The sequence below is a fragment of the Pseudomonas sp. WMBT8 genome (assembly GCF_050916005.1).
Taxonomy (GTDB): Bacteria; Pseudomonadota; Gammaproteobacteria; order Pseudomonadales; family Pseudomonadaceae; genus Aquipseudomonas.
Genome location: NZ_CP188096.1, coordinates 3,944,245 through 3,966,503 on the forward strand (window position 1 = coordinate 3,944,245; position 22,259 = coordinate 3,966,503).

The 22,259-nt window shown below is 63.8% G+C and carries 16 protein-coding genes; 10 read left to right on the top strand and 6 right to left on the bottom strand.

The window, feature by feature from the left end; translation table 11 throughout:
• The first annotated feature begins 74 nt into the window (after window positions 1-74).
• Genes ACO77H_RS17760 through ACO77H_RS17795 form a run of 8 tightly spaced genes read left to right on the top strand, consistent with a single transcriptional unit; the run spans window position 75 to window position 10,527 of the window.
• Window positions 75-2,054, top strand: a complete 1,980-nt coding sequence (locus tag ACO77H_RS17760) for an exopolysaccharide transport family protein (protein ID WP_170058395.1) — start codon at window positions 75-77, stop codon at window positions 2,052-2,054.
• On the top strand, window positions 2,054-3,232 hold the full coding sequence (locus tag ACO77H_RS17765) for a glycosyltransferase (RefSeq protein ID WP_432754381.1): 1,179 nt from the start codon (window positions 2,054-2,056) through the stop codon (window positions 3,230-3,232). Before ACO77H_RS17760 ends, ACO77H_RS17765 begins: the two co-directional genes overlap by 1 nt.
• Entirely contained in the window at window positions 3,232-4,572 is a 1,341-nt protein-coding gene (locus tag ACO77H_RS17770) for a beta-xylosidase (protein WP_170058393.1), read from the top strand. Before ACO77H_RS17765 ends, ACO77H_RS17770 begins: the two co-directional genes overlap by 1 nt.
• A 25-nt stretch (window positions 4,573-4,597) precedes the next feature.
• Window positions 4,598-5,812 (top strand): glycosyltransferase, encoded by a 1,215-nt coding sequence (locus tag ACO77H_RS17775; RefSeq protein WP_170043693.1) that lies wholly within the window; start codon window positions 4,598-4,600, stop codon window positions 5,810-5,812.
• On the top strand, window positions 5,803-6,906 hold the full coding sequence (locus ACO77H_RS17780) for a glycosyltransferase family 4 protein (protein WP_170043692.1): 1,104 nt from the start codon (window positions 5,803-5,805) through the stop codon (window positions 6,904-6,906). Before ACO77H_RS17775 ends, ACO77H_RS17780 begins: the two co-directional genes overlap by 10 nt.
• The gene (locus ACO77H_RS17785) at window positions 6,906-8,303 is read left to right on the top strand and encodes an O-antigen ligase family protein (protein WP_170043691.1); all 1,398 of its coding nucleotides are present in this window, start codon (window positions 6,906-6,908) and stop codon (window positions 8,301-8,303) included. Before ACO77H_RS17780 ends, ACO77H_RS17785 begins: the two co-directional genes overlap by 1 nt.
• Window positions 8,300-9,121: an acyltransferase gene (locus ACO77H_RS17790; RefSeq protein WP_170043690.1), complete on the top strand. Its 822-nt coding sequence runs from the start codon at window positions 8,300-8,302 to the stop codon at window positions 9,119-9,121. The genes ACO77H_RS17785 and ACO77H_RS17790 overlap by 4 nt, the downstream gene beginning before the upstream one ends.
• Window positions 9,121-10,527, top strand: coding sequence for a lipid II flippase MurJ (locus tag ACO77H_RS17795; protein ID WP_432754382.1), 1,407 nt, complete (start codon window positions 9,121-9,123; stop codon window positions 10,525-10,527). Before ACO77H_RS17790 ends, ACO77H_RS17795 begins: the two co-directional genes overlap by 1 nt.
• A gap of 207 nt (window positions 10,528-10,734) precedes the next feature.
• Here ACO77H_RS17795 and ACO77H_RS17800 read toward each other — a convergent pair whose 3' ends face one another.
• From ACO77H_RS17800 to ACO77H_RS17825, 6 genes are all read right to left on the bottom strand, one after another.
• Window positions 10,735-13,155, bottom strand: a complete 2,421-nt coding sequence (locus ACO77H_RS17800) for a TonB-dependent siderophore receptor (RefSeq protein ID WP_432754383.1) — start codon at window positions 13,153-13,155, stop codon at window positions 10,735-10,737.
• Between the two features lie 82 nt (window positions 13,156-13,237).
• The gene (locus ACO77H_RS17805; RefSeq protein ID WP_432754384.1) at window positions 13,238-14,197 is read right to left on the bottom strand and encodes a FecR domain-containing protein; all 960 of its coding nucleotides are present in this window, start codon (window positions 14,195-14,197) and stop codon (window positions 13,238-13,240) included.
• Window positions 14,194-14,709 carry a sigma-70 family RNA polymerase sigma factor gene (locus tag ACO77H_RS17810; protein ID WP_169954793.1) on the bottom strand — a complete coding sequence of 172 codons (516 nt, stop codon included), beginning with the start codon at window positions 14,707-14,709 and terminating at the stop codon, window positions 14,194-14,196. The genes ACO77H_RS17805 and ACO77H_RS17810 overlap by 4 nt, the downstream gene beginning before the upstream one ends.
• A gap of 129 nt (window positions 14,710-14,838) precedes the next feature.
• Complete coding sequence (locus ACO77H_RS17815) at window positions 14,839-15,393, bottom strand: DUF4174 domain-containing protein (protein ID WP_032862995.1); 555 nt, start codon at window positions 15,391-15,393, stop codon at window positions 14,839-14,841.
• 164 nt (window positions 15,394-15,557) lie between these two features.
• Window positions 15,558-16,190 (bottom strand): glutathione S-transferase N-terminal domain-containing protein, encoded by a 633-nt coding sequence (locus ACO77H_RS17820; RefSeq protein WP_169954794.1) that lies wholly within the window; start codon window positions 16,188-16,190, stop codon window positions 15,558-15,560.
• 50 nt (window positions 16,191-16,240) lie between these two features.
• Entirely contained in the window at window positions 16,241-18,598 is a 2,358-nt protein-coding gene (locus ACO77H_RS17825) for a DNA polymerase II (RefSeq protein WP_169954795.1), read from the bottom strand.
• 227 nt (window positions 18,599-18,825) lie between these two features.
• Here ACO77H_RS17825 and ACO77H_RS17830 point away from each other — a divergent pair, with 227 nt between their 5' ends.
• Window positions 18,826-21,057 (top strand): TonB-dependent receptor, encoded by a 2,232-nt coding sequence (locus tag ACO77H_RS17830; protein WP_432754385.1) that lies wholly within the window; start codon window positions 18,826-18,828, stop codon window positions 21,055-21,057.
• 245 nt (window positions 21,058-21,302) lie between these two features.
• The gene (locus ACO77H_RS17835; protein ID WP_169957327.1) at window positions 21,303-22,190 is read left to right on the top strand and encodes a LysR family transcriptional regulator; all 888 of its coding nucleotides are present in this window, start codon (window positions 21,303-21,305) and stop codon (window positions 22,188-22,190) included.
• Window positions 22,191-22,259 lie beyond the last annotated feature (69 nt).

Here is a 22,259-nt window from a genome sequence, read left to right on the forward strand (position 1 = left end):
ATGGACCAGGCTTCGTATCACTCGAACCGACTGTTCCCGTCTGGCGTACACCACATATTCAATGGAGTGATCCTGTGATCGAAATCCGCTCTCTACGCGACCTTTTGCGGCTGTTTTTCATCTTCCGCCGCGAATTCAAACTGGCCGTGATCACCACGATTGTGGTGGCCGTGTTGGGTGCCTTCCTGTTGCCGGCTCGCTACGAGTCCGACGCGCGCTTGCTGGTCAAGCCAGGACGGGACAACACCACGTTGCCGATCGAAGCCGCCAACCGCCAGACGCTGATTGCGCCCAGCACCCAGCACGACCCGATCGTCGATGAGGAGAAGATGCTCACCGGCCGGCCCATCGTGCATATCGTTGCCGAGCGCTACCTGGCAATGACGTCCGAGCCGCCACAGGGCTTCTGGAAAGTCACCAAGTTCTACGTCAAGAAAGCCGCCGGTGAAGTACTGGATGCGGTGCGCAGCGTCCTGCAATTCGTCGGCCTGGCCGAGAAGCAAAGCCCGCTGGAACGCCTGGCGACCAAGCTGGAGAAGAACTTCGAAGCCGGCCACGAACCGGGCTCCTCGGTGATCGAGATTTCCTTCACCTGGGATGATCCGGTCATCGCGCAGAAAGTAGTCGAGACCTGGGTCGATGCCTACCTCGAAGAACGCGCACGGATTCTTGGGCGCAAGAGCCTGCACACCTTCTATGAAGCCGAGCGCACCAAGGTCGCCACCAATATCCAGGGGCTCAAGGATCAACTGCAGGGCCGCTTGAAGCAGATCGACTCGATCAGCGTAGACGCGCGCCTGAAAAACCTGACCAACCAGATCGACCGCGTCACCGACGCCAAGGTCACCGCACAAAACCAGATCGCGGGGATCCGCAGCTTCCTGGCCAACGCCAGCCAGCAGATCAAGAACCAGCCAGCGGAAGTGGTGACGGCCCGGGAAACCAGCCTCAACCCGACCCAGCTTGACCTCAAGCGCCAGCTCAATGCCCTGCAAGTGGAACGCGCGCGCCTGCTGCGCACCTACCTGCCGGGCACGCCGCAGGTCAACCAGATCGAGCAGAACATCCGCGACATGCAAGACCTCAGCGCCCAGGAAGCGACACGCCTGGAACGCTCGCAAAACACCGCGCCCAACAGCCTGGTGATCAACGTCAAGCAACAGATCATCGATGCCCAGTTGCAGGAGCGCAAACTGGCCGGGGAAATCGAGAACTACGAGAAGACCCTCGCCGAACTGCGCGCCCAGCGTGACCAGGCGATGACCGATGAACCTGAGCTGAACAAGCTCACCCAGCAACTGCGCACCGCCGAGAAAAGCTACGCGCTGTACTCGGAAAACCTCGAACAGGCGCGCATCGACCACGAGCTGGACAGCAGCCAGATCAGCAACATCGCCCTGATCGAGCACGCCACCCTCAACCCGGCGCGCGTGTTTCCCAAGAGCCTGCTGATTCTGTTGTTCACCATTCCTGCCGGCCTGGCCGTCGGCTTGCTGACCATCTACGTGCTGTACCTGCTGGACCAGCGCATCCACGATGGTGCGCGCTTGCAGGAAGTGTTCGGTGTACCGCTGTGGAGCAGCATTCCCGATGTGCAACACGCGACGCCGGCAGCCCTCACCGCCAGCATCTATCGCCTCTACAGCCTGCTACCCGCCGAGCGCATCGCCAGCGAGGGCTTTGCCCTGGGCCTGACCTCGGCACGGCATGGCGAAGGCGTGAGCTTTATCATCGAGCAACTCAAGCGCCTGCTCGAAGAGCGCGGCCACCGGGTCTCGGTCAACGGCACCGAAGCGCCGAAGCCCGGTGAAGTGCTGCTGCTGGACGCCTCGGCCCTGTCGTCCAACCCGCAGGCGTTCCTCACCCTGCGCCGCGCCGAGCAGATTGTGCTGGTGATCGAAGCCCGCACCAGCACCGTGCCGACCATCGAGAACGCCCTGTCGCTGCTGACCACTGCGTTCGGCAAAGTCGACGGGATGATCCTCAACCGCCGCCGTTTTGAAGTGCCGGCCAATGTCCTGGCGCGGATCAACAGCTGGCGCGGTGCGGCCTGATGCGCATTGCGCTGCTGGCGCCGCTGCCGCCGGAGCAGACCGGGATCGCCGACTACGCTGCGCACTTGCGCAGCGCGTTGTGCGACCAGGGCCTGGAGGTGCTGACGCCTCTGGAAGGCTGCCTGGACCTGACACAACAGTTGCAGCGCCTGCAAGCCTTTGACTGGCGCGGCGTGGACCTGGTCCATGCCGAGCTGGGCGGCGGGCGCTTTGCCGAGTTCCAGGCCCTGGATTACTTGCGCCGGGCCCAGCCGCAACTGCCGCTGACCGCCACCGTACACGACCCGGAACGCCTGATCTGGCGCCGGGCCAGGCTGTTTTTCCCGCTGACCCTGCTCGAACGCCTGCCCCACCCGCTGCCCCAGGCCGCGGCGCTGCTCGCCGACCCATTGACCCTATACGAAGAGCGGCGCCTGGCCAAAAGCATGCGTCGCCTGATCACCCTCACGCGCCTGGGGGGCGACTGCCTGCGCCAGCGCATGGGGCTAAGACCTGAGCAAATGGCAGTGATTGCCCACGGCAACCTGCCTATCGACCCCGTGGCCTTGCCGCCGTTGCAACCGTTGCGCCTGCTGTATTTCGGCTTTATCTACCGGGGCAAGGGCATCGAGGACCTGCTGCAGGCCCTGGCCCGTTCCCTGGCCGCCCACCCGCAATGCCGGGGCCAGGTGCGCCTGACCCTGGCCGGGGGCACCGCGCCGGAAATGACCTTCGACCCGGCCGGCAACTACCTCGATGGCCTGCGCCAACTGATCGCCAGCCTGCAACTGGGCGATGTGGTGGACTGGCAACTGGACCTGCCCTCGGCCGACATTCCCCACACCATCCAGGCCCACCATGTGATGGTGCTGCCGTACCGCGAATCGAAAAAACTCGGATTCCTGGGGCAGATGCGCGGCACCAGCGGCGCGCTGTCCTGGGCCAACGCCTGCGGGCGCGGGGTGATTACCTCCAATGCCCGCGCCTTCGCCGAAGAAGTCGCCGGGGGCAATGGCATCACCTATCAACAGGGTGATATCGCCTCGTTGAGCGATGCCCTGAACCGCCTGATCCTCGACCCGCAACAGGCCCGCCAGTGGGCCGACCACGCTGCCGAGATCGGCCGGCAGCGCCAGTGGGCCAGCACCGCCCAACGCTTTGCCGAGATGTTCCAGGCCGCAGTCAAGGAGCCTTTGTGATGAACACTTCGTCTACTCGCCGGATGTGGCGCTACCTGCCACTGGTCATTGCAATGGCCGTGGGCGGCGCACTGCTGCTCAGTGAAAAGGTCGACGCGGAGCCCGTGAACCTGGCGCCCCAGCGCACTGTGGAGTGGCGCGAGTTCTTGGGGGTGAACGCGCATTTTCTGTGGTTCAAGCCCGAGCAGTACCAGAAGCAGATTCGCCAATACCAGAAGCTGGGGCTGGACTGGGTGCGCGTCGACCTGCACTGGGACCGCCTGGAGCCCAAGGAAGAAGATTATCAACTGAGCACTTTCGACGAACTGGACCGCACCCTGACGGCCGAGAAGATCCGCTCGGTGTTCTACCTGGTGGGGTCGGCGCCGTTCATCACCACCGCCCCCAAAGGCGCAGAATTCCAGGACCAATACCGCCCGCGGGATGCCAGCGTGTATGCCCTGCGCCTGGCCCTGTTGGCCAAGCGCTACCCGAATATCAACGCCTGGCAGGTGTGGAACGAACAGAACCTGCCGAACAACTGGCGCCCGCAAGTGAATGCCGAGGAATACGCGCGCTTACTGCTGGCCAGTCACCAGGCCCTGAATATCGCCGCACCAGACAAGATCCAGGTGATGGGCGGCATGGCCTACTACAGCCAGATGCCGCCGCGTGGCAAGACCCTGATGTTCGAAGCCCTCGGCGCGCTGGGCGTACAAACCCTGGGCATGGTCGCGGCGTATCACCCGTACTCGATGACCCCGGAAACCGACGAACCGGGCAAGAACGAAGTACTGCTGCGCGGCGACCAACTCAACGCCGTGCTGCACGGTGCCGGGGTCAAGGATGTGTGGGCCACCGAGTGGGGCTGGTCCAGCTATGCCGGGCCCAAGGAGATGCAGGACCTGATCGGCGTCGACGGCCAGGCCGATTTCACCTTGCGCCGCCTGGCGTTGATGGCGTCCCAGGACTACCAGAAGATTTTCCTGTTTGCCCTGTCCGACCTGGATGAACGGGCCTCCGTGCGTGACCAGCACTACGGCCTGCTGGATCTCAACGGCGAACCCAAGCCGGTCTACAGCGCCCTCGCCCGCTTCCTCGAGATCACCGGGCCGACGCTCAAGCCTGGGGTCACCCCCGCGCTTGCGGACGTACCCAAGACTTTTTACAGCGTGGCCTGGACCCGCGAAGACGGCAAACACCTGTTGATGTACTGGAGCGCGCAAGGCACCAGCATCACCTTGCCCAACGTACAGCACGCCGAGCTGCTGGACCCGCTGACCGGCGCCCGGCAGACCCTTAACGATTACAACGGCATTCGCCCCGTGGTGAAACCGTCGTTGCAGATATTGGTGTGGTAGCACGCCCAGGCATGGAGAGCTGCACGTGAGAATCCTGTGGATTGTGCCCTATCTGCCGTGGCCGATGACCAGCGGCGGCAAGACCCGGCAGTACCATTTGCTGCGCACCTTGAGTGAGCGCGGGCATCGCATCACTTTGCTGGTGCAATCGAAAACCCCGGCCGACGCCGCCGTGCACGCCGCCCTTGAGCCTTTGCTCGAACGCCTGATCGTGGTGCCGCGCCGGCCGCTGAAACACCCCATGACCCTGCTCGCCGGGGTATTTGCGCCCTGGCCACTGCTGACCACGGTCAACGGCCTGTCGCCGGTGTTGCAGGCGCGCTTTCGCGAACTGCTGGACGAAACCTGGGATGTGATCCAGGTCGAGCACAGCTACAGCCTGCAACCGTACTTCACGCTCTTGCAGCAGCAAGCGCGGGATTTTGTGCTCACCGAACACAACCTGGAATCGAGCCTGGGCGGCGCCACCTATGACCGCTTTCCAAAATGGGCCGCACCGTTCGTGCGCTACGACCAATGGCGTTGCCAGCAGTGGGAACGCAAGGCGTTTGATGCAGCCTGCCATGTGGTGGCCGTGACCCAGGCCGATGCCCAGGCCATCGGCCAACTGACCGCTACACCGGTGAGCGTGGTGGTCAACGGGGTCGACAGCCGGGCCTTCAGCGATGTCAGCGCCGACCCGCAGAGCCAGCGCCTGTTGTTTGTCGGCAACTACGAATACGCGCCGAACCTCGACGCAGTGCAGTGGTTGCTCGACGACATCTTCCCCCGGGTCTGGTTGCAATGCCCCAACGCCCGCTTGGCGGTGGCCGGCTTCGGCTTGCCCGAACACTGGCGCGAGCGCTGGCCGGACGAACGTATTGAGTGGCAGGGTTTTGTCCCCGACCTGACGGCCTTGCAACGCCGCTGTGCAGGTTTTGTCGCCGCGCTGCGCCATGGTGGCGGCTCCAAGCTCAAAGTGCTGGAAGCGATGGCCGCCGGCCTGCCGCTGGTGAGTACCGCCCAGGGCGTGTCCGGGCTGGCGGTCGAGGCCCAGGCACACTACCTGGCCGGCGAAAGTGCCGAGGCCCTGGCCGATGGGATTGTGCGCCTGCTGGACGAACCGGCACTGGCCAGCCAACTGGCGGATGCCGCGCGGGATTACGCGCGCAACTATCACGACTGGGCGGTCGCCGGTAACGAACTGGAGCAGATCTACCGCACCTTGCCAACCCATCAGGAGCCCCAAGCATGCGCGTAGCCCTGGATTACCGCCCCGCCACGGTCGCACCTTCGTCGGGCATTGCCCGCCAGGTGCTGGCCCTGGAGCAAGCCTTGCGCGCACGGGACAACACTGAAGTGGTGCTGTTTACCGAGGCGCCCCTGGATCATCCCCAGCGCGCCACCGCGGTGTGCCCGGCGTGGGCCAGCCCCCTGGAAGGCCTGCAACGGCCCCAGGTACGACTGCGCTTTGAGCGCGGTTTTTTGCCCCGGGAAATCCACCAACAGCGGATCGACCTGTACATCGCCACGGCCAACATGGGCCTGCCCCTGTGCCGCAAACCCGCCGGCACCCGCTATGTGCTGGTGCTGCACGACCTGTTTCAACTGACCCACCGCAACTTCCATCGCTCCCGCCTCAAGGCCCTGGCCTACCGCCTGATCGACGGCGCGTCGATTGCCTGGTCGGTGTGGCAGGCGGACCGGGTGTGGTGCCCGTCGCAGTTCTCGTGCGATGAAGCCGCGCGCCTGTTTCCCTGGGCGCGGGCCAAGTTCCGCGTGTTGAATAACCTGGTGCCGGAGTTCACCGATGCACCCGAGCCGCTGCCCGCAGGCATTCCGGCGCGCTACTGGCTGGTGGTGGGCACCCGCGAGCCACGCAAGAACATGGCGTTTTTCCTGGAGCAATGGCAAGCCAGCCGCGCCCAGGACCCGAGCGTGCCGGACCTGGTGCTGGTCGGCCACGCCAGCGATGTGCCGGCGGCCCTCGGCGAGTTGCCTGGCCTGCATTGGCGCAACGGGCTGTCCGATGGCCAGTTGCAGGCGCTCTACCGGCATGCCGCGTACCTGTGGCAGCCTTCCTATGCCGAAGGGTTTGGCTTGCCGGTGGTGGAAGCGCTGAGTGTCGGCACACAGGTTGCGGTGGCCCGTGGTTCGGCCCTGGATGAAGTGGCGCCGCCCACGGCGCCGCGCTTTGCACCCGACGACGCCTTGCAACTGCAAACATTGATGGTGTCACTGGCTGCACCTGGGGCCACGGTCGACCCCCAATTGCAACGCACATGGGCCCGGCAATTTGCCGAACCGGCCTATCGCCTGCGCCTGGATAAACTGCTCAAGGAATTGAACCGCTAATGCTGCCAGGAAAACTCGTTAGTCTGCTCCTGGGCCTGGTCTTCGGGGGCTTGCTGTTGGCACTGCCGCCGATGAAGGTCTTCATGATCGTGGTCGGCGTGGGCGTGGCGCTGACCCTGATCCGCAAACCGTTGTGGGGCTTGCTGATCTTTGCCGTCTTGGCCACCAGTATTCCCTACACCACCCTGCAACTGGGGATCCGCACCACCATCAGCGAAGCGGTGCTGGGCCTGACCTGGGCCGGGGTGTTCTGGCAATCGTTTATCGGCAAGACCCGTGGTTTCATGGTCTGGCGCCCCACGGAGCGGGCGTTGATGTGGCTGATGCTGTTCAGCACCATCCCGTTTATCTGGGGCATGCTCATCATCCACGCCGAGGGCAACGGCCCGGTGAACTGGGTGCGCTGGCTGATGAACCTGTCGCTGCTGTTTATCGTGCCGCTGCTGCTGCGTACCGATGCCGACCGCGACAAAGTGGTGGTCGCCCTGCTGCTGGGCAACCTGGCGATGCTGTCGCTGTCGATCTTCATGTTCCTCAAGACGCGCAACGCGATGTCGATGATCGATATTCTCACCGACCTCAAATACGCCCACCCCGAGGCGGTGAAGGACATCTTCTCGGCTAACTACAAGCGCATGGCCTCGCCCTGGGTTCACCCGAACCTGACCGGTGGCGTGCTGGTGCTGTTTATCCCGCTGGCGCTGTTCTACGGCTGGACCCGCACCGGCTGGCGCCGCGCCCTGGGCCTGGCAGTGGCGGTACTGGGTTGCGCCGGCCTGCTGTTGAGTATCTCCCGGGGCGCGATTGTGGCCCTGGCGCTGATCCTGATCTGGCTGACCTACAAGCGCGTGCCTCACAGCGGGCGGATCATCGGCATCGGCGTGGCCTTTGTGATCGCCCTGGTGCTGTTCTATCCGCCATTGCAGGACCGCTTGATGACGATGTTCTCGACCACCAACGCCAGTACCGAGATCCGCTTCGACGAGTACGCCGGGTTCCCCGATGTCATGGCCAAGTACCCGCTGGGCATCGGCTTCAAGATCGACCCGCCGGTGCCGGGCAGCAACCTGCTGGGGATTTCCAACCTGTGGCTGAACTTCATCTACAAGATCGGCGTTCCGGGGATGCTGTTGTTCATCGCCATCACCGTATTGTGGTGGCGCGAAGTGCGACCGCTGGGCATGGTGCGCAAGGTCACCGCCGACAACGCCCTGTGGCTGGGCTGCGTATGCGGTGTGCTGGCGGCGCTGCTGACGGGGATTTTCGACCACTACTTCAGCTTCACCTTCGTATTGATCGCGCTGTTCTGGCTGTTGATGGGCATCAGCCTGCAACAGGTGCGCCTGAGCCCGACCATTACCGCTCCTGTTTGCGTACCAAAGGATGACCGACCATGAAACATCGCACTATTCACTCCCCCGACCTGCGTGACCGCCTGCCCGCCCTGGCCAGCGAACTCGGCGTGAGCCTGCAAGACCTGCAGGACGGCCTGGCCTGGTGCCTGGCCAACGAGGTGGTTTTTGAAGAGGGCGAAGGCGAGAACAAGCGCTTCTGGATGACGTCCTTCGATGTGGAGCCGACCATCGAGCATCCGGTGGCACGTCGGCTGTTCCATCGCATGAAACAGGACATTCCGGCACAGTTCCTGCCGATCTATGGCAAGAACTGGCCGACCCTCAAGGACCGCTGGCGCAGCGCCTGGGACATGGCCTACAACATCCTGATCAACAAGATCCCCAGTCACCACATCCGTATCGGCTGGCTGCGCCTGGGCGGCGCGAAAATCGGCAAGGGTTCGAGCCTGTGGCGCAACACCGAGGTGCTGGGCATCCACAACCTGAGAGTCGGCGACGACACGGTGATCGGCTGGCATTGCCAGGTGGATGCACGCTCTGGCCTGGTGATCGGCAACCATGTGGCGATTGCCTCCCATGTGCTGATCATCGCCGGCAGCCATGACTTGCAGGCACCGGAGTTCTGGTCGATTTCCGGGGCGATTTATATCGACGACTATGTGTGGATCGGCAGCCGTGCGCTGATCGGTTTTGGCACCCATCTGTGCGAAGGCTCGGTGGTGACTGCCAATACCGTGGTGGCGAAAACCGTCGCGCCGTACAAAATTGTCGGCGGCACCGGTGCCAAAGTCATGGGCGAACGCGTTCGCGGGCTGAACTACAAGGTGGGTGGCAAGGGCCTGTTCACCCTGTTCCACTGATGTTCGGCAGCACCCTGTGGCTGACCCTGGCGACGCTGGCCGGGCTGGTGGCCGGCTTTGCCCGGGAATGGCTGCTGGTGGCCGCCTGGGGTGCGGGCAGCCGCAGCGACGGGTTCCTGGTGGCGGTGTTTTTGCCCGAGGCGCTGCGCATGACCCTGGCCGCCGGCTTGCTCGCCGCCGCTGCCCTGCCCCTCTATCAACAGCGTGATGCGCAACGCCAGCAAGCCTGGCTGGCCAGCCTGTCGCCGCGCCTGCTCGGCGTCGGCCTGGGCCTGTTCGCCCTGCTGGCACTCGGCGCGCCACTGTGGGTACGGCTGATCGGCCCGGGGCTGGACGCCGCCGCCCACGACCAGGCTGCCGCCAATCTGCGCTGGCTGGCCGCCTGTGCGCCGGGCTTGGTGATGCATGGCCTGTTCAGTATTCCGTTGCAGGCGCGCCAGCGCTTTGTGCTGCCGGGGCTGGGCTCGCTGCTGTTCAACCTGCCGCCGGTGCTGTACCTGTTTATCCGCGGCACGGCCAGCGACAGCGCGGAACTGGCGATGTGTTTTTTTGCCGGCAGCGTATTGATGTGCCTGCCGCTGCTGGCGCCGGTCTGGTCATTCGGCTGGCGCCCCTGGCAGGTCCGGGGCGATGCCCAGGCCGGCCGCGAACTGCTGGGGCGTATCGGCCCGCTGTTGGCGAGCAATGTCGCCAGCCAGGGCCTGGCGTTGCTCGAACGGTTGATCGCCAGCTACCTGGGCGAAGGCGCGGTGACCTGGGTCAACCTGGCGCGCAAGCTGATCAACCTGCCGCTGATCGCGCTGATGAGCCTTAACCAGGTATTGCTGGGGATGATGAGCGGTGAGCAAGGCCAACAACGCCTGGCACTCCTGCGCCGTGGCCTGGACGCCGCCACCTTGCTGAGCCTGCCCGCCGCCCTCGGCCTGATTGGCGCAAGCCCAGTGCTGATTCACCTGCTGATGCCCGCGCAAAGCGCCGACGGCCCGCTACCCGCCCTGCTCGCCTGGTTCGCTACGCCCCTGGTATTCGGCGCCTGGAACGCCATGCTCGCGCGCTATGCCTACGCCAGCGGCGACACGCGCCTGCCGCTCAACTGTGAACTGCTGGGCAGCCTGGTCAATGCCGGCCTGCTGGTCTTGCTGCCGTACTTCTTCGGCCTGCCAGGTATTGCCTTGGCGGCCTTGGGTGGGGTGATCGTCACCAACCTGCTGCTGATGCAACGCCAACACCTGCTCGGGCAACTGAGCTGGCCGTTGCAGTGGGGCTTGAGTGTGGTGTTGCTGGGAGTCGCGGCACTGGTGCTGCACCCGCTGCATAACGATGGCTGGCAGTTGGGGTTGAGTACCTTGGCGGGCATCGTGGTATTGACAGGGTTGGGGCTGTGGTTCAAGCCGTGGAAGGCGTGAGCTGCGAGGGCGGTGTGTCAGCTAGCGGAAATGGCGCCTGAACTACCGCTATCGCGGGCAAGCCCGCTCCCACAGTGGGGCTCTATTGGGCTTAGGATTTTTACCACACCGCAGATCAAATGTGGGAGCTGGCTTGCCTGCGATGGCGGTGTGTCAGCTAGCGGAAATGGTGCCTGAACCAGCTCCCACAGGGGGTCATGGGTGGGTCTAGAAGTCGTATTTGACGCTGGTCATCAGGTTGCGCGGTGCGCCGTACATCCCGTGGTTGCCGGCATAGCTGAAGTACTCGCGGTCAAACAGGTTGTTGAGGTTGACCGAGGTGCTCAACTGCGGTGTCACGTCATAGCGCAGTAGCAGGTTGGTGATGGCGTAGCTGCCCTGGCTGAACGTGTGCAGGTCTTCACCGACTTTGCTCTGCCAGTTCACCCCGCCCCCCACGGTCACTTTGTTCAACGCGCCCGGCAGGCGGTAGGTGGTGAAGGTCTTCAGGCTCTGGCGGGGCAAGGTGGTGACGATGCGTTTGTCGTCGGCATCGGTACTGACCGCATAGGCATAGCCCGCAGAGGCTTGCCAGCCTTCCGCCAATTGACCGTTGAGTTCCAGCTCGACGCCCTCGGTGGTGGTGCCCTTCTCGTTGCGGTAGGTGTTGCCGCCCGGGGTGTCGATCCAGATCGCCAGGTTGTCCTGCTCCAGCTTGAACAGCGCCAGGCTGGTGTTCAACTGCTCGTCGAAGAAGCTGCCCTTCAAGCCAAGCTCATAGCCCTTGCCTTCCATAGGTTCCAGGGCCTTGTTGTTGATATCGCGCACCCAACTGGCCTGGGGATTGAAGATCTTGGTGTAGCTGGCGTAGGCCGACCAGTTGTCGGTCAGGTCGTAGACCACACCGGCGTAGGGAATGTACACGCCGGTCTCCGATTCATCGGTGCGGGTGGCGACGCCGCCATAGGGGCTGTCTGCGGTTTCGCGCTTCCAGTCGATGACCCGGCTGCCGAGGATCACGCTCAGGTCGTCGGTCATGCGCAGGCGCGTGCTCAGGTAGGCGGCGTACTGGCTTTCATCCACCGAGGATTTGCCGGTCACCGGGAAGTCCGGCTTGGTCGAGTGCCCGTCCCAGTTGAACAGGTTGTCGATGGCGCCCGCCGGGGAACCGGAATACGCGTAGTCCCAGCCGCCATGGCTGGGCACGTTTTCCTTGTACTTGGACAGGGTCACGCCGGCGATCAACTCGTGCTCGCGGCCCAGCAGGCTGAACGGGCCGGTGGCGTACAGGTCGAGGTTGTCCTGGCGCGGCGTACCGGAGAAGCGCACCGGCAACTGCGTGGTGCCGCTGCCATCGCTGTTGAGGCTGCCATTGACGTAGTTGAACACCTCATCGAACTTGTTTTGCGAATGGGTGAACTCGGCCTTGGCGCTCCAGCCACTGTCGAACTTCTGTTCGATGGAGGTAAAGAAACTGGTCTGTTCATGGTCGTTATAGGACCAGGCCGGTGCGGTATTCAGGGAACGGCTGAGGTTGCTGCGCGAACCGTCGGTAAAGCGCGTGGGCAAACCGGAACGCGCCGGGGCATCCACGTCGGTACGCAGGTAGCTGAAACCCAGGGTCAGCAAGGTGTCTTCGCTCAAGTCGAATTCCGTGATGCCGTACAGCAACTGGGTTTGCTGCTTGTAGCGGTCGACCCAGGCATGTTCGCTCTTGTAGTCGGCCACCAGGCGCCCGCGCACATTGCCGGTTTCGGTCAGCGGGCCGGACACGTCCAGGCCACTGCCGTAGCGGTCCCAGTTGCCCGCTTCAGCGGTGACGCTGGCCCGCGCCTCGGCCGTCGGGCGCTTGCGGATCAGGTTGATGGTGGCCGAGGGGTTGCCCATGCCGCTGATCAAGCCGGTGGCGCCGCGCACCACTTCCACCCGGTCGTACATCGCCATGCTCTGGGTGTAGTTGTCCATGCGCGTGACGGTGGGCACGCCGTCGATTTCGAAGTTCTGGATCTGGAAACCCCGGGAGAAATAGCTATCGCTTTCCGAACCCAGGCCATCACGCAATACGGTGATGCCGGGGGTGGCATCCAGGGTATCGGACAGGTTGGTCAGGCGCTGGTCATCCAGGCGCTGGCGGGTCATGACGGTCAGCGATTGCGGGGTTTCCCTGGGCGTCAGGTTCAGGCGCGTGGAGCTGCTGGACGACTGCGTGGTGTAGGAACCGGTGCCTTCGGTGGTCGACCCCGGCGCCTTGCCGGAGATCGACACGGTGCCCAGTTGCAATGCGCCGTCGGTAGGCCGGGACTCCAGGGAGTAGTTATCGCCACTGCCACGCACCGCTTGCAGCGAGCTGTTGCTGAGCAGGATCGCCAGGCCGCTGTCGAGGTCATGCCGCCCTTGCAGGCCCGGGCTGGTCTGCCCTTGCGTGAGGGCGGCCGGGTAGGACAGCAGGATCTGCGTGGCCTGGCCAAACTGGTTCAACGCGCCGGCCAGTGAGCCTGGGGCGATATCGAATTCCTGCTGTGACGCGGCCATTGCCCAGGCCGGCGCCAGCAACAACGGCGCAGCCACGCCGAAGCTGGCGATGCCACGGACGACGGCCACGGCCAGTGATTTTTTCAGTGTTGCCCGGATGGTGCGTTGCGGGTGCATGCCCTGTTCCCCAGATAAGTGAGTGTCTGGGGATATAAGTCTCGTGAGATTGGGAAACGGACCACAGGCATGCAAAATAAATTCATACCTGTGCCCGACGCGGTTTCAGCGTGACCCAGTACCGCGTGAAATGCTGCACATCCAGCTTGAGGGTCTGTTGCAGCGCCACCAGGATGCGGTCGGTGTCGGCCAGTGGATAGGTGCCAGACACGCGCAGTTCGCGCACGCTCGGATCACAGTCCAGATGCCCGCGCCGGTAGCGGCTCAATTCATTGAGGAAGTCTTCCAGGCGCAGGCCGTCGGCGACGATCATGCCGCGGCTCCAGGCCAGTTCGCCGGCGCGCTGGGAGCGCCGCGCCAGCAGGGTCTGCGGGTCAAAGCTGATGATTTCGCCGGGCGACAGGCTCAGGTTGCGCGATGGAATCTGCGCCGCCAGTGGCTGCTGGTCGGCCCCCAACTGAGTAAAACCATCGCGCTGGCGCACGCTGAAGCGCCCGCCCGTGGCCTGGGTCAGGCCTTCGGCGGTTTTCACCCACAGCGGGCGGCTGTCCAGCGGGTTGGGCAGCACCAGGATCTCCCCGCGCAGCAGATGAATCTGGCGCTGGTCGGGGCCGTAGTTCACATCGACAGCGGTGTCGGTGTTGAGCTGGATTTGGCTGTTGTCTGCCAGGTCGATGCGCCATTGCTCACCGACCGAGGTGCTGAAATCGCTGGTCCAGGGTTGCAGCAGGCCGGCGTCCCGGGCGGTCCACGCCACACTGCCGGCCGCCAGCAACAGGGCCAGATTTTTCAGCACCCGGCGCCGGGACATCGCCGGCAACAGGGTGGCGCTGACCAGCGCCTGGTGCGCCGGGTCGCGCACCTCGTGCATACGCTGGAAAAATCGCTGGGAATACTGCCATGCCTGCTCGTTGAGCGGGTCTTGCTGGCGCCACGCCAGCCATTGCGCGCGGGTCTGTTCGGTGACATCCGGCGCCTGTAACTCCAACTGCCAGTGCATGGCCTGCTCGGCGGCGTCCAGGGTCAGGGGCGAGGGATTCATGGGCGCTGGCTGTCGAGCACAATGCACTGCGCACCGGCCTTGACGATGTAGCGCTTGACCGTGGTGATGCTGGTGCCCAGGCGCTCGGCAATCTCGCCGTGGCTCAAGCCGTCGAGCTGCGACCAGAGGAAGGCCTGGCGCACCGGCAAAGCCAGGCGGCTGAGCACTTCGTCGAGAGCCATCAGGGTTTCCAGGAGTAGCCATTGCGTCTCGGCGCTGGGGGCGACCTCTTCGGGCAACAGCGCCAGGGCTTGCAGGTAGGCCTTTTCCAGCTTCTGCCGACGAAAGTGATTGGACAACACGCTCTGTGCGACCTTCGCCAGAAAGCTGCGAGGCGCCTGGACTTCCAGGGGTTGGTTCTTGGCCAGCAGGCGCAGGAATGTATCCTGGGCCAGGTCGGCGGCGCTCTGCGAGCAGTTCAGGCGACGCCACAGCCAGTGCTGCAGCCAGCGGTGTTGCTGCTGATACAGGGTGGCCAGGTCAGTAGGGCTTGTCGCAGGGTTCGGGGGCATGGAGGGTGCGCGCAGAAGGTAAGCCGTAAATGATAACGGTTATCATATGCTTCATGGCGCAATGCCTGCAAGTGGCATACAGCTTGTAGGGTTCGCTGGCACCTCCCCTGTAGGCGCCAGCGAGGAGCATCAATCTTCCAGTGGTTGCGGCGCGTGCTTGCCAGGCTTGGCTTTGGCGCCAGGTTTGCCCGCTGCCGGGGCGGCGGGTTCCGGCTCGGCGGGGGCGGCGGCTTCTTTTTCTGCCATGGGCATCTTGTCGACAGCCGCAAAGAACTCTGCAAGGTCAAGGGTATCGGGGGGCACGGTCTTTTCGACTTTCTTCTCGCCATCCTTGCCCACCAGGATCACTTTGGTGCCGGCACTGGCGCCAAGCTTCAGGGCGCGGATCAGCGCGTTGGTGTCCTGGGCGCCGAGGTCCTTGCCGTCACGCTGGCCGACGGTGCCGATGCTCGTGTAGTTCACGGTGTAGAGCACCATGTTGCGCTCGGTGAACTTCTGTTTGTTCTCAGGCTGTTCAAGGTCTTTCTTGAGCTGGACCTGAGTCGGGTCAATGGAGCTGGGTGCAATCACGATCAGCGGGCGGAATTTGCCTTGATCCTGTTCCAGCGGGCCTCGGTTATCCGCAGCCAACAACGGCCCCGTAAACGCCATCAAGGTAGCCAGGGTCAGCGACCGGACGAGCATGCGTACCTCCTTCCAATTCCATGCAGAGTTTTTGAGTTTCATGTCTGCGACAGTCAATTTCAAGGATGATTCCTACGCGACTATCAGAAAGAGTAGGCCAGGACGCCCGCGACGCAAGGGCTTGAGGCGCTTCGAGGCTCATTGTTTCTTCTGATTGCCAAGGCTCACTGCCCGGGCCAATCCGGCCAGTGCCAGGCGAACACCGGGGCCACCTGCGGGTCGGCATCCACCTGCGCCAGGGCCTGGGCGCACGCGGGGTGGGAGTGTTGCAGGACGTCGCGCGCACCCTCCCAGCGGGACACGGCCGCCGCCATGATGCCCAAGGCATTGGGCAGGCCCTGCGGGGTAAAAAGTTGCCCGGCAAATTGCTCGGCAAACAACTGCCAGGTGCGGTGCAGTTTCTGCTGGGTACCTGCAATCAGTTGCGCCTGTACCGCCTCGTCGGCGTCGTCGAGAAAGCGCTGGGGGTAGTCGATGATGGTGATTGCCGAGTAGCAGTTGGCGGCGATATACACCAGGCCGCGAATGATCTGCGCACGGTTGCCGGACAGCAATCCGCTGGCCGGATACGCCAGGCCCAGGTGGATCAGGATCGCCGCGCTCTCCGTCAACACGCTGCCGTCGGGCAGTTGCAGGGTGGGGATTTGCCGCAGCGGGTTGATCTGCCCGAGGGCCTCCATCCCCGCCGCATCGCCCCAGGGGCTGGCATCGACCTGCTGCCACGGCACGCCGCAACGTTGCAAGGCGATTTCGACGATGCATGAGCCAGAGCTTTGCGTACCGTAGAGCGTGTACATGGGCCTTCCTCCTGGAGATTCAGCGTCCAGAGTGAAACGTGTTCCAGGGGTTAAAACAAGCCCATCTGACCACCGACCAGGGTGCTGAAATCATCATCGACAAACGGCAGGATCGCATCGGCCACCGGCTGCAATTGCCGGGTGACGTAGTGGTCGTAGTCAATCGGCGCCTGGCGTACTTCCAGGGGCTCGGGGCCGTTGACGGTGATCACGTAGCGAATCCAGCCACCGTTCTGGTACTGGCGCGGGCGGCCCTGGCGGTCGTTGTATTCATCCGCCAGGCGCGCGGCCCGTACATGGGGCGGCACGTTGCGTTCGTAGTCGCCCAGTTGCCGGCGCAGGCGCTTGCGGTAGATCAGCAGCTCATCGAACTCGCCGCTGATGGTGCGGCGCACGTAGTCACGCACGTAATCCTGATGGGGCTGGCGATGGAAGATGCGCTGGTACAGCTCCTGCTGGAACTGGCGGGCCAGGGGCGACCAGTCGCTGCGCACGGTTTCCAGGCCTTTGTAGATCATTTCTTCACTGCCATCGGCGCGGGTCACAAGGCCTGCATAGCGCTTCTTGCTGCCCTCTTCCGCACCGCGGATGGTCGGCATCAGGAAGCGGCTGAAGTGGGTTTCGTATTGCAGTTCGAGGGCGCTTTGCAGGCCGAATTCGCTGTGCAGGCGCTCGCGCCACCATTGGTTGACGTGTTGCACCAGGTCCTGGCCGATGCGCGCGGCGTCCTCCTGGGAATGGGCACTGCCGAGCCAGACAAAGGTGGAGTCAGTGTCGCCATAGATCACCTCATAACCCTGGGCTTCGACCAGTTCGCGGGTCTGGCGCATGATCTGGTGGCCGCGCAGGGTGATCGACGACGCCAGCCGCGTGTCGAAGAACCGACAGCCGCTGGAGCCGAGCACGCCGTAGAAGGCATTCATGATGATCTTCAGGGCCTGGGACAACGGCGCGTTATGCTCGCGCTTGGCCACTTCGCGGCCTTCGGAGACCCGCGCCACAATGGCCGGCAGGCAATGCCGGGTGCGGGAAAAGCGCGCGCCGCGAAAGCCTTCCACCGACTCGCTGTCGTCAGGATGGCGCAGGCCTTCGATCAGGCCCACGGGGTCGATCAGGAAGCTGCGAATGATCGACGGATAAAGGCTTTTGTAGTCCAGCACCAGCACCGACTCGTACAGCCCCGGCCGCGAGTCCATGACAAAACCGCCGGGGCTGGCCTGGGGCGGTTTGTCCCCCAGGTTGGGCGCGACAAAGCCCTGGCGATGCATCAGCGGCATGTACAAATGGGTGAACGCCGCCACCGAACCACCGTTGCGATCTGCCGGCAGGCCGGTAACGCTGGCCCGTTCCAGAAGGAACTTGAGCAACTCGGTTTTCTCGAAAATCCGCGTCACCAACTCGCAGTCCTTGAGGTTGTAGCGCGCCAGGGCGGGCTTGTCCTCGGCGAACATGCGGTTGATCTCGTCCATGCGCTGATACGGCGTTGCGATCGACTTGCCTTCGCCCAGCAGGGTCTGGGCGACGTTTTCCAGGCTGAATGACTCAAAAGTCCAGGTCGCCGAGCGCAAGGCCTCGATGCCATCGATGATCAACCGCCCGGCAGCGGCGGCGAAGAAATGGTGGCGGCTGCCGTGCTCGCGCCAGGCCATGGCCTCGCCGCCACGGCCAAGCAGCAATGGCACGTTAAGGCGTTGGGCATGCTCGTGGAGGACCCGCAGGTCGAACTGCACCAGGTTCCAGCCGATGATCGCGTCGGGGTCGTATTGCGCCAGCCACTGGTTGAGGCGCTCCAGCAGTTGGGCGCGGCTGTCGCAGTATTCGAGCTTGAAATCCACCGCGCAGGTTTTGTTCGGCGGGCCGAGCATATACACCTGGCGCTCGCCGCAGCCTTCCAGGGCGATGGAATACAGCTCGCCGCGCGCGGTGGTTTCGATATCCAGCGACACCAGCTTCAACGCCGGGCGGTAGTCGGGCGCAGGCTTCATCTGCGCCTCCAGCAACATCCCGCCCTCGCCGGGCGTGCCGCCAAATGCCACCGGTGCGGTGATGAAGCGCTCCATCATATAGCGCTCGGGCGGGCGCACATCGCCTTCGTAGACATCCACGCCGGCCTGGCGCAGGCGTTTTTCCAGGTCCATCGCTTGGCGATGCTGGCGGGTGTAGAGGCCCAGGACCGGGCGGTGGTGGAAGTCACACAGTTGCAGCGGGCGCAGTTCCACGTCGCGCTCGCCCTTGAGCACCCGTTGCGCGTGCTCGCGATGGGCCAGCGGAATAAACATCACCGAAGGCTGCACCGGTAGACGGATATACCGCGGCCCCTGGTCGGTCGCCAGCCAGAAGCTGACCTGCGTGCCCGCCGGGGTGTCGTGCCAATGCCGGGTCAGGACAAAACCCTGCTGTAAATCCACCTTGCCGCACCTCAGGAATCGCTTTCAGGGCGCGATTCTACTCGGCATCCGCCATCAGGCCTTAATAGAAATTTTTTGCCCTTCAGAAAAGTCATACATCACAAATCAGTTTGTGAAATATCATTTAGCATTTATTATCATTTGCACCGGAGTCGTATTCGCGCAGCGAGGAAGCGCAACGTTGTTGCCCCCTTCCTCACATTGACGCTTCGCCGTCCGGATCGACCATGCCCACTTGTACCCGACTCGCCGTGCCGTTTCGCCCGACCCTGCTCGCCCTGTGCTGCTCCCTGAGCTTTGCTGTCCACAGCGCCCCCCAACAAACCCCGCAGGATGCGAGCAATGGCCAGGCCCTGGAACTGGGGGCAACCAGCATCAGCGCCGAATCCATCATCCCCGGCGCCCTGCCCCCGGTGTACGCCGGCGGCCAGGTCGCACGCGGCGGGCAGTTGGGGGTCTTGGGCAACCAGGACATCATGGACGTGCCGTTCAGCATGGCCTCCTACACCGAACAACTGATTCGCGACCAACAGGCCGAGACGGTGGGCGATGTACTGCTCAACGACTCGTCCGTGCGCCAGGCCTCGGGTTACGCCAACCAGTCGCAATTGTTCGTGATTCGTGGCCTGCCACTGAATGGCGACGACATTTCCTACAACGGTCTGTACGGCATCCTGCCCAGGCAGATCATGTCCACCGACGCCCTGGAACGGGTGGAAGTGTTCAAGGGCCCCAACGCCTTTATCAACGGGGTAACGCCCTCCGGCTCCGGTATCGGCGGCGGCGTGAACCTGCAACCCAAGCGCGCCGACGACGTGCCGCTGCGCCGCTTCAGCACCGATATCAGTAGCGAAGGCCGGATTGGCCAGCACCTGGATCTCGGCCAGCGTTTTGGCGAAGACAATCGTTTTGGGGCGCGGGTGAACCTGTCCCAGCGTGAAGGCGATACCGCCACCGACAATGAGAACCAGCGCTCCAAGCTGTTTGCCGTCGGCCTGGATTACCGTGGTGATGCATTGCGCCTGTCGGGGGATTTCGCGTATCAGAAGCAGCGCGTCAATGGCGGGCGCAACTCGGTGTTCCTCGGCCCCCTGGTGACCCACGTACCCGACGCCCCTTCCGCCGACACCAACTACGCGCCGCGCTGGAGCGCAACCAATATTGAAGACACCCTGGGCATGCTGCGCGCCGAGTACGACCTGAACGACAACTGGACCGCCTACGCGGCGGGCGGTGCCAAGCATACCCGGGAGATGGGCCGGTATTCCTCGGTGACCGTCAACGACAACCTGGGCAATGCCCAGACCAGCGCCTCGACCATCGCCCACGAAGAAGACAACAGCAGCGCCATGGCCGGCTTGAAGGGCAATTTCCAGACCGGGCCGGTGAGCCACCGCCTGAATTTCGGCCTGGCCGGGATCTGGACCGAGGCGCGCAACGCCTATGTGTTCGACAGCGCCAAGACCAGCACCAATATCTACAACCCGGTAACCGGCGCCGAACCGCGCCTGAACAGCCCGCGCAATACCCCTGGCACCGACTTCAGCGACCCGACCATCACCGCCAAGACCTTCATGCGCAGCGCGGCGGTGTCCGACACCGTTGGTTTTATCGATGATCGCTTGTTGGTCACCCTGGGCCTGCGCCATCAGCAAATGGTGGTGCAGGGCTACAACTATATGAGCGGCAGCCGCACGGCCAACTACGATCAGTCGATCACCACACCGGTGTACGGCATTGTGTTCAAGCCTTGGGAGCATGTGTCGCTGTATGCCAATCGGATTGAAGGTTTGGCCAAGGGGCCTGTTTCGCCGGTTAACTCCTCTGGGCGTACGGTGATTGGCGGTGGCCAGGCGTTCGCGCCGGCACGCTCCAAGCAGATCGAGGCCGGGGTCAAGGTTGACATGGGCACGTACGGCGCGACCCTGGGCGTGTATCGCATCGAGCAGCCCGGCGCCGGCTACACCCAGATCATCGATGCCACCACCGCACGCTTCGTGCGTGAAGGCGAGCAAATCAACAAAGGCGTAGAGCTCAACGTGTTCGGCGAACCGCTGGCCGGCCTGCGCTTGCTCGGCGGTGCGACGGTGATGAAAACCGAGCTCAAGGGCACCCAGAACGGCGCCAACGACGGCAACCGCGCGATTGGCGTGCCGTCGTTCCAGCTCAATGCCGGGGTGGAATGGGATGTGCCGGGCCTGCAAGGCGTGACCCTCAGCGGGCGCATGTTGCGTACCGGCGGGCAGTACGTGGATGCCGCCAACAACCTCAGCCTGCCGGCCTGGAACCGCTTTGACCTGGGCGCACGCTACAACTTCAAAGTGGACCAGCGCGACGTCACCCTGGGGCTGAACGTGGACAATGTGGCCAATACCAAATACTGGGAGTCGGCAATGGGCGGCTACCTGACCCAGGGCGACCCACGGGTGGCCAAGCTGTCGGCGAGCATCGAGTTCTAACCGGCACTTTACTCAAGGCAGCAAAGTTTAAAGCTGGGAGCTGTCGAGCCCCGGCGAGGCTGCGATGGCGGTGGGTCAGTCACCATCAATGCTGGCAATGCCGCCGCCATCGCAGCCTCGCCGGGGCTCGACTGCTCCCACAAGGGATCGGCGGCGCCTCCAACGTTGTATCAACAGGGGGCAGACGATTGGACAGTCCTGTCCCAACTGCGTAGTTTTCACAGACCGCGCACAAGGACTCTGGCATGGCCCCCGATCTCACCTCCATCGAACTGTTCCTCAAGACGGTCAAGCTCGGCAGCCTGTCCCGGGCGGCCGAGCAGTCGCACCTCTCGCTGTCAGCGGCCAGCCGGCGCCTATCGTTGCTCGAGCAGCATTTCAAGGTCGCCCTGTTACACCGCTCCTCCACCGGCGTCTCGCCCACGGCGGCCGGCGAGGTGTTGGCCGAGCATGGGTTGGCGATTTTGCGCGCAGTGGATGTGATGCACGCTGACCTCGCCGACTACGCCAAGGGCGCCACCGGCCGCGTGTGCCTGTATGCCAACAGTTCGGCGATGAGCCAGCAACTGCCCCGCCAACTGACCCAGTGGAACGCTCTGCACCCCGGCATCCGCCTGGATATCCGCGAAGAGCGCAGCCGCGAAATCCTGCAGGCGGTGCGCGATGGCGTGGCCGATGTGGGCATCGTCACCACCCAGCCGGGCGGCGAGGACTTGCGCTTTGCCCCGTACTGCCAGGACCGCCTGTGCCTGCTGGTGCCCGATGATCATCCGTTCAAGATGCGCCATGCGCGCTTTGCCGATTTGCTGGGCTATGACTTTGTGGGCCTGGAGGATAACGCCGCCATCACCGCGCTGATCACCGAAGCCGCCGCCGCGATTGGCATGCCGCTGCGCCTGCGGGTGCAGGTACGCAGCTTTGAAGCGGTGTGCCGGCTGATTGCCGCCGGGCAAGGGGTTGGCGTGCTGCCCCAGGGCGCGGTGCAGATCTTTCGCAAGGAGATGGCCTTGCGCTTTATCGAAATCGACGACCCTTGGGCCGATCGCCAGATGTACCTCTGCATGCGCCAGCAACAGCCGTCTCCGACGAGCCTGGCATTATTCGACTACCTGGTTGCCTGCCACTGCGACTGATCACTGGCCTTCGATTTTTGCGAAGACCGCTTCCGTAATCAGCAATTCCCCCACCGCTGCACCTGTGCC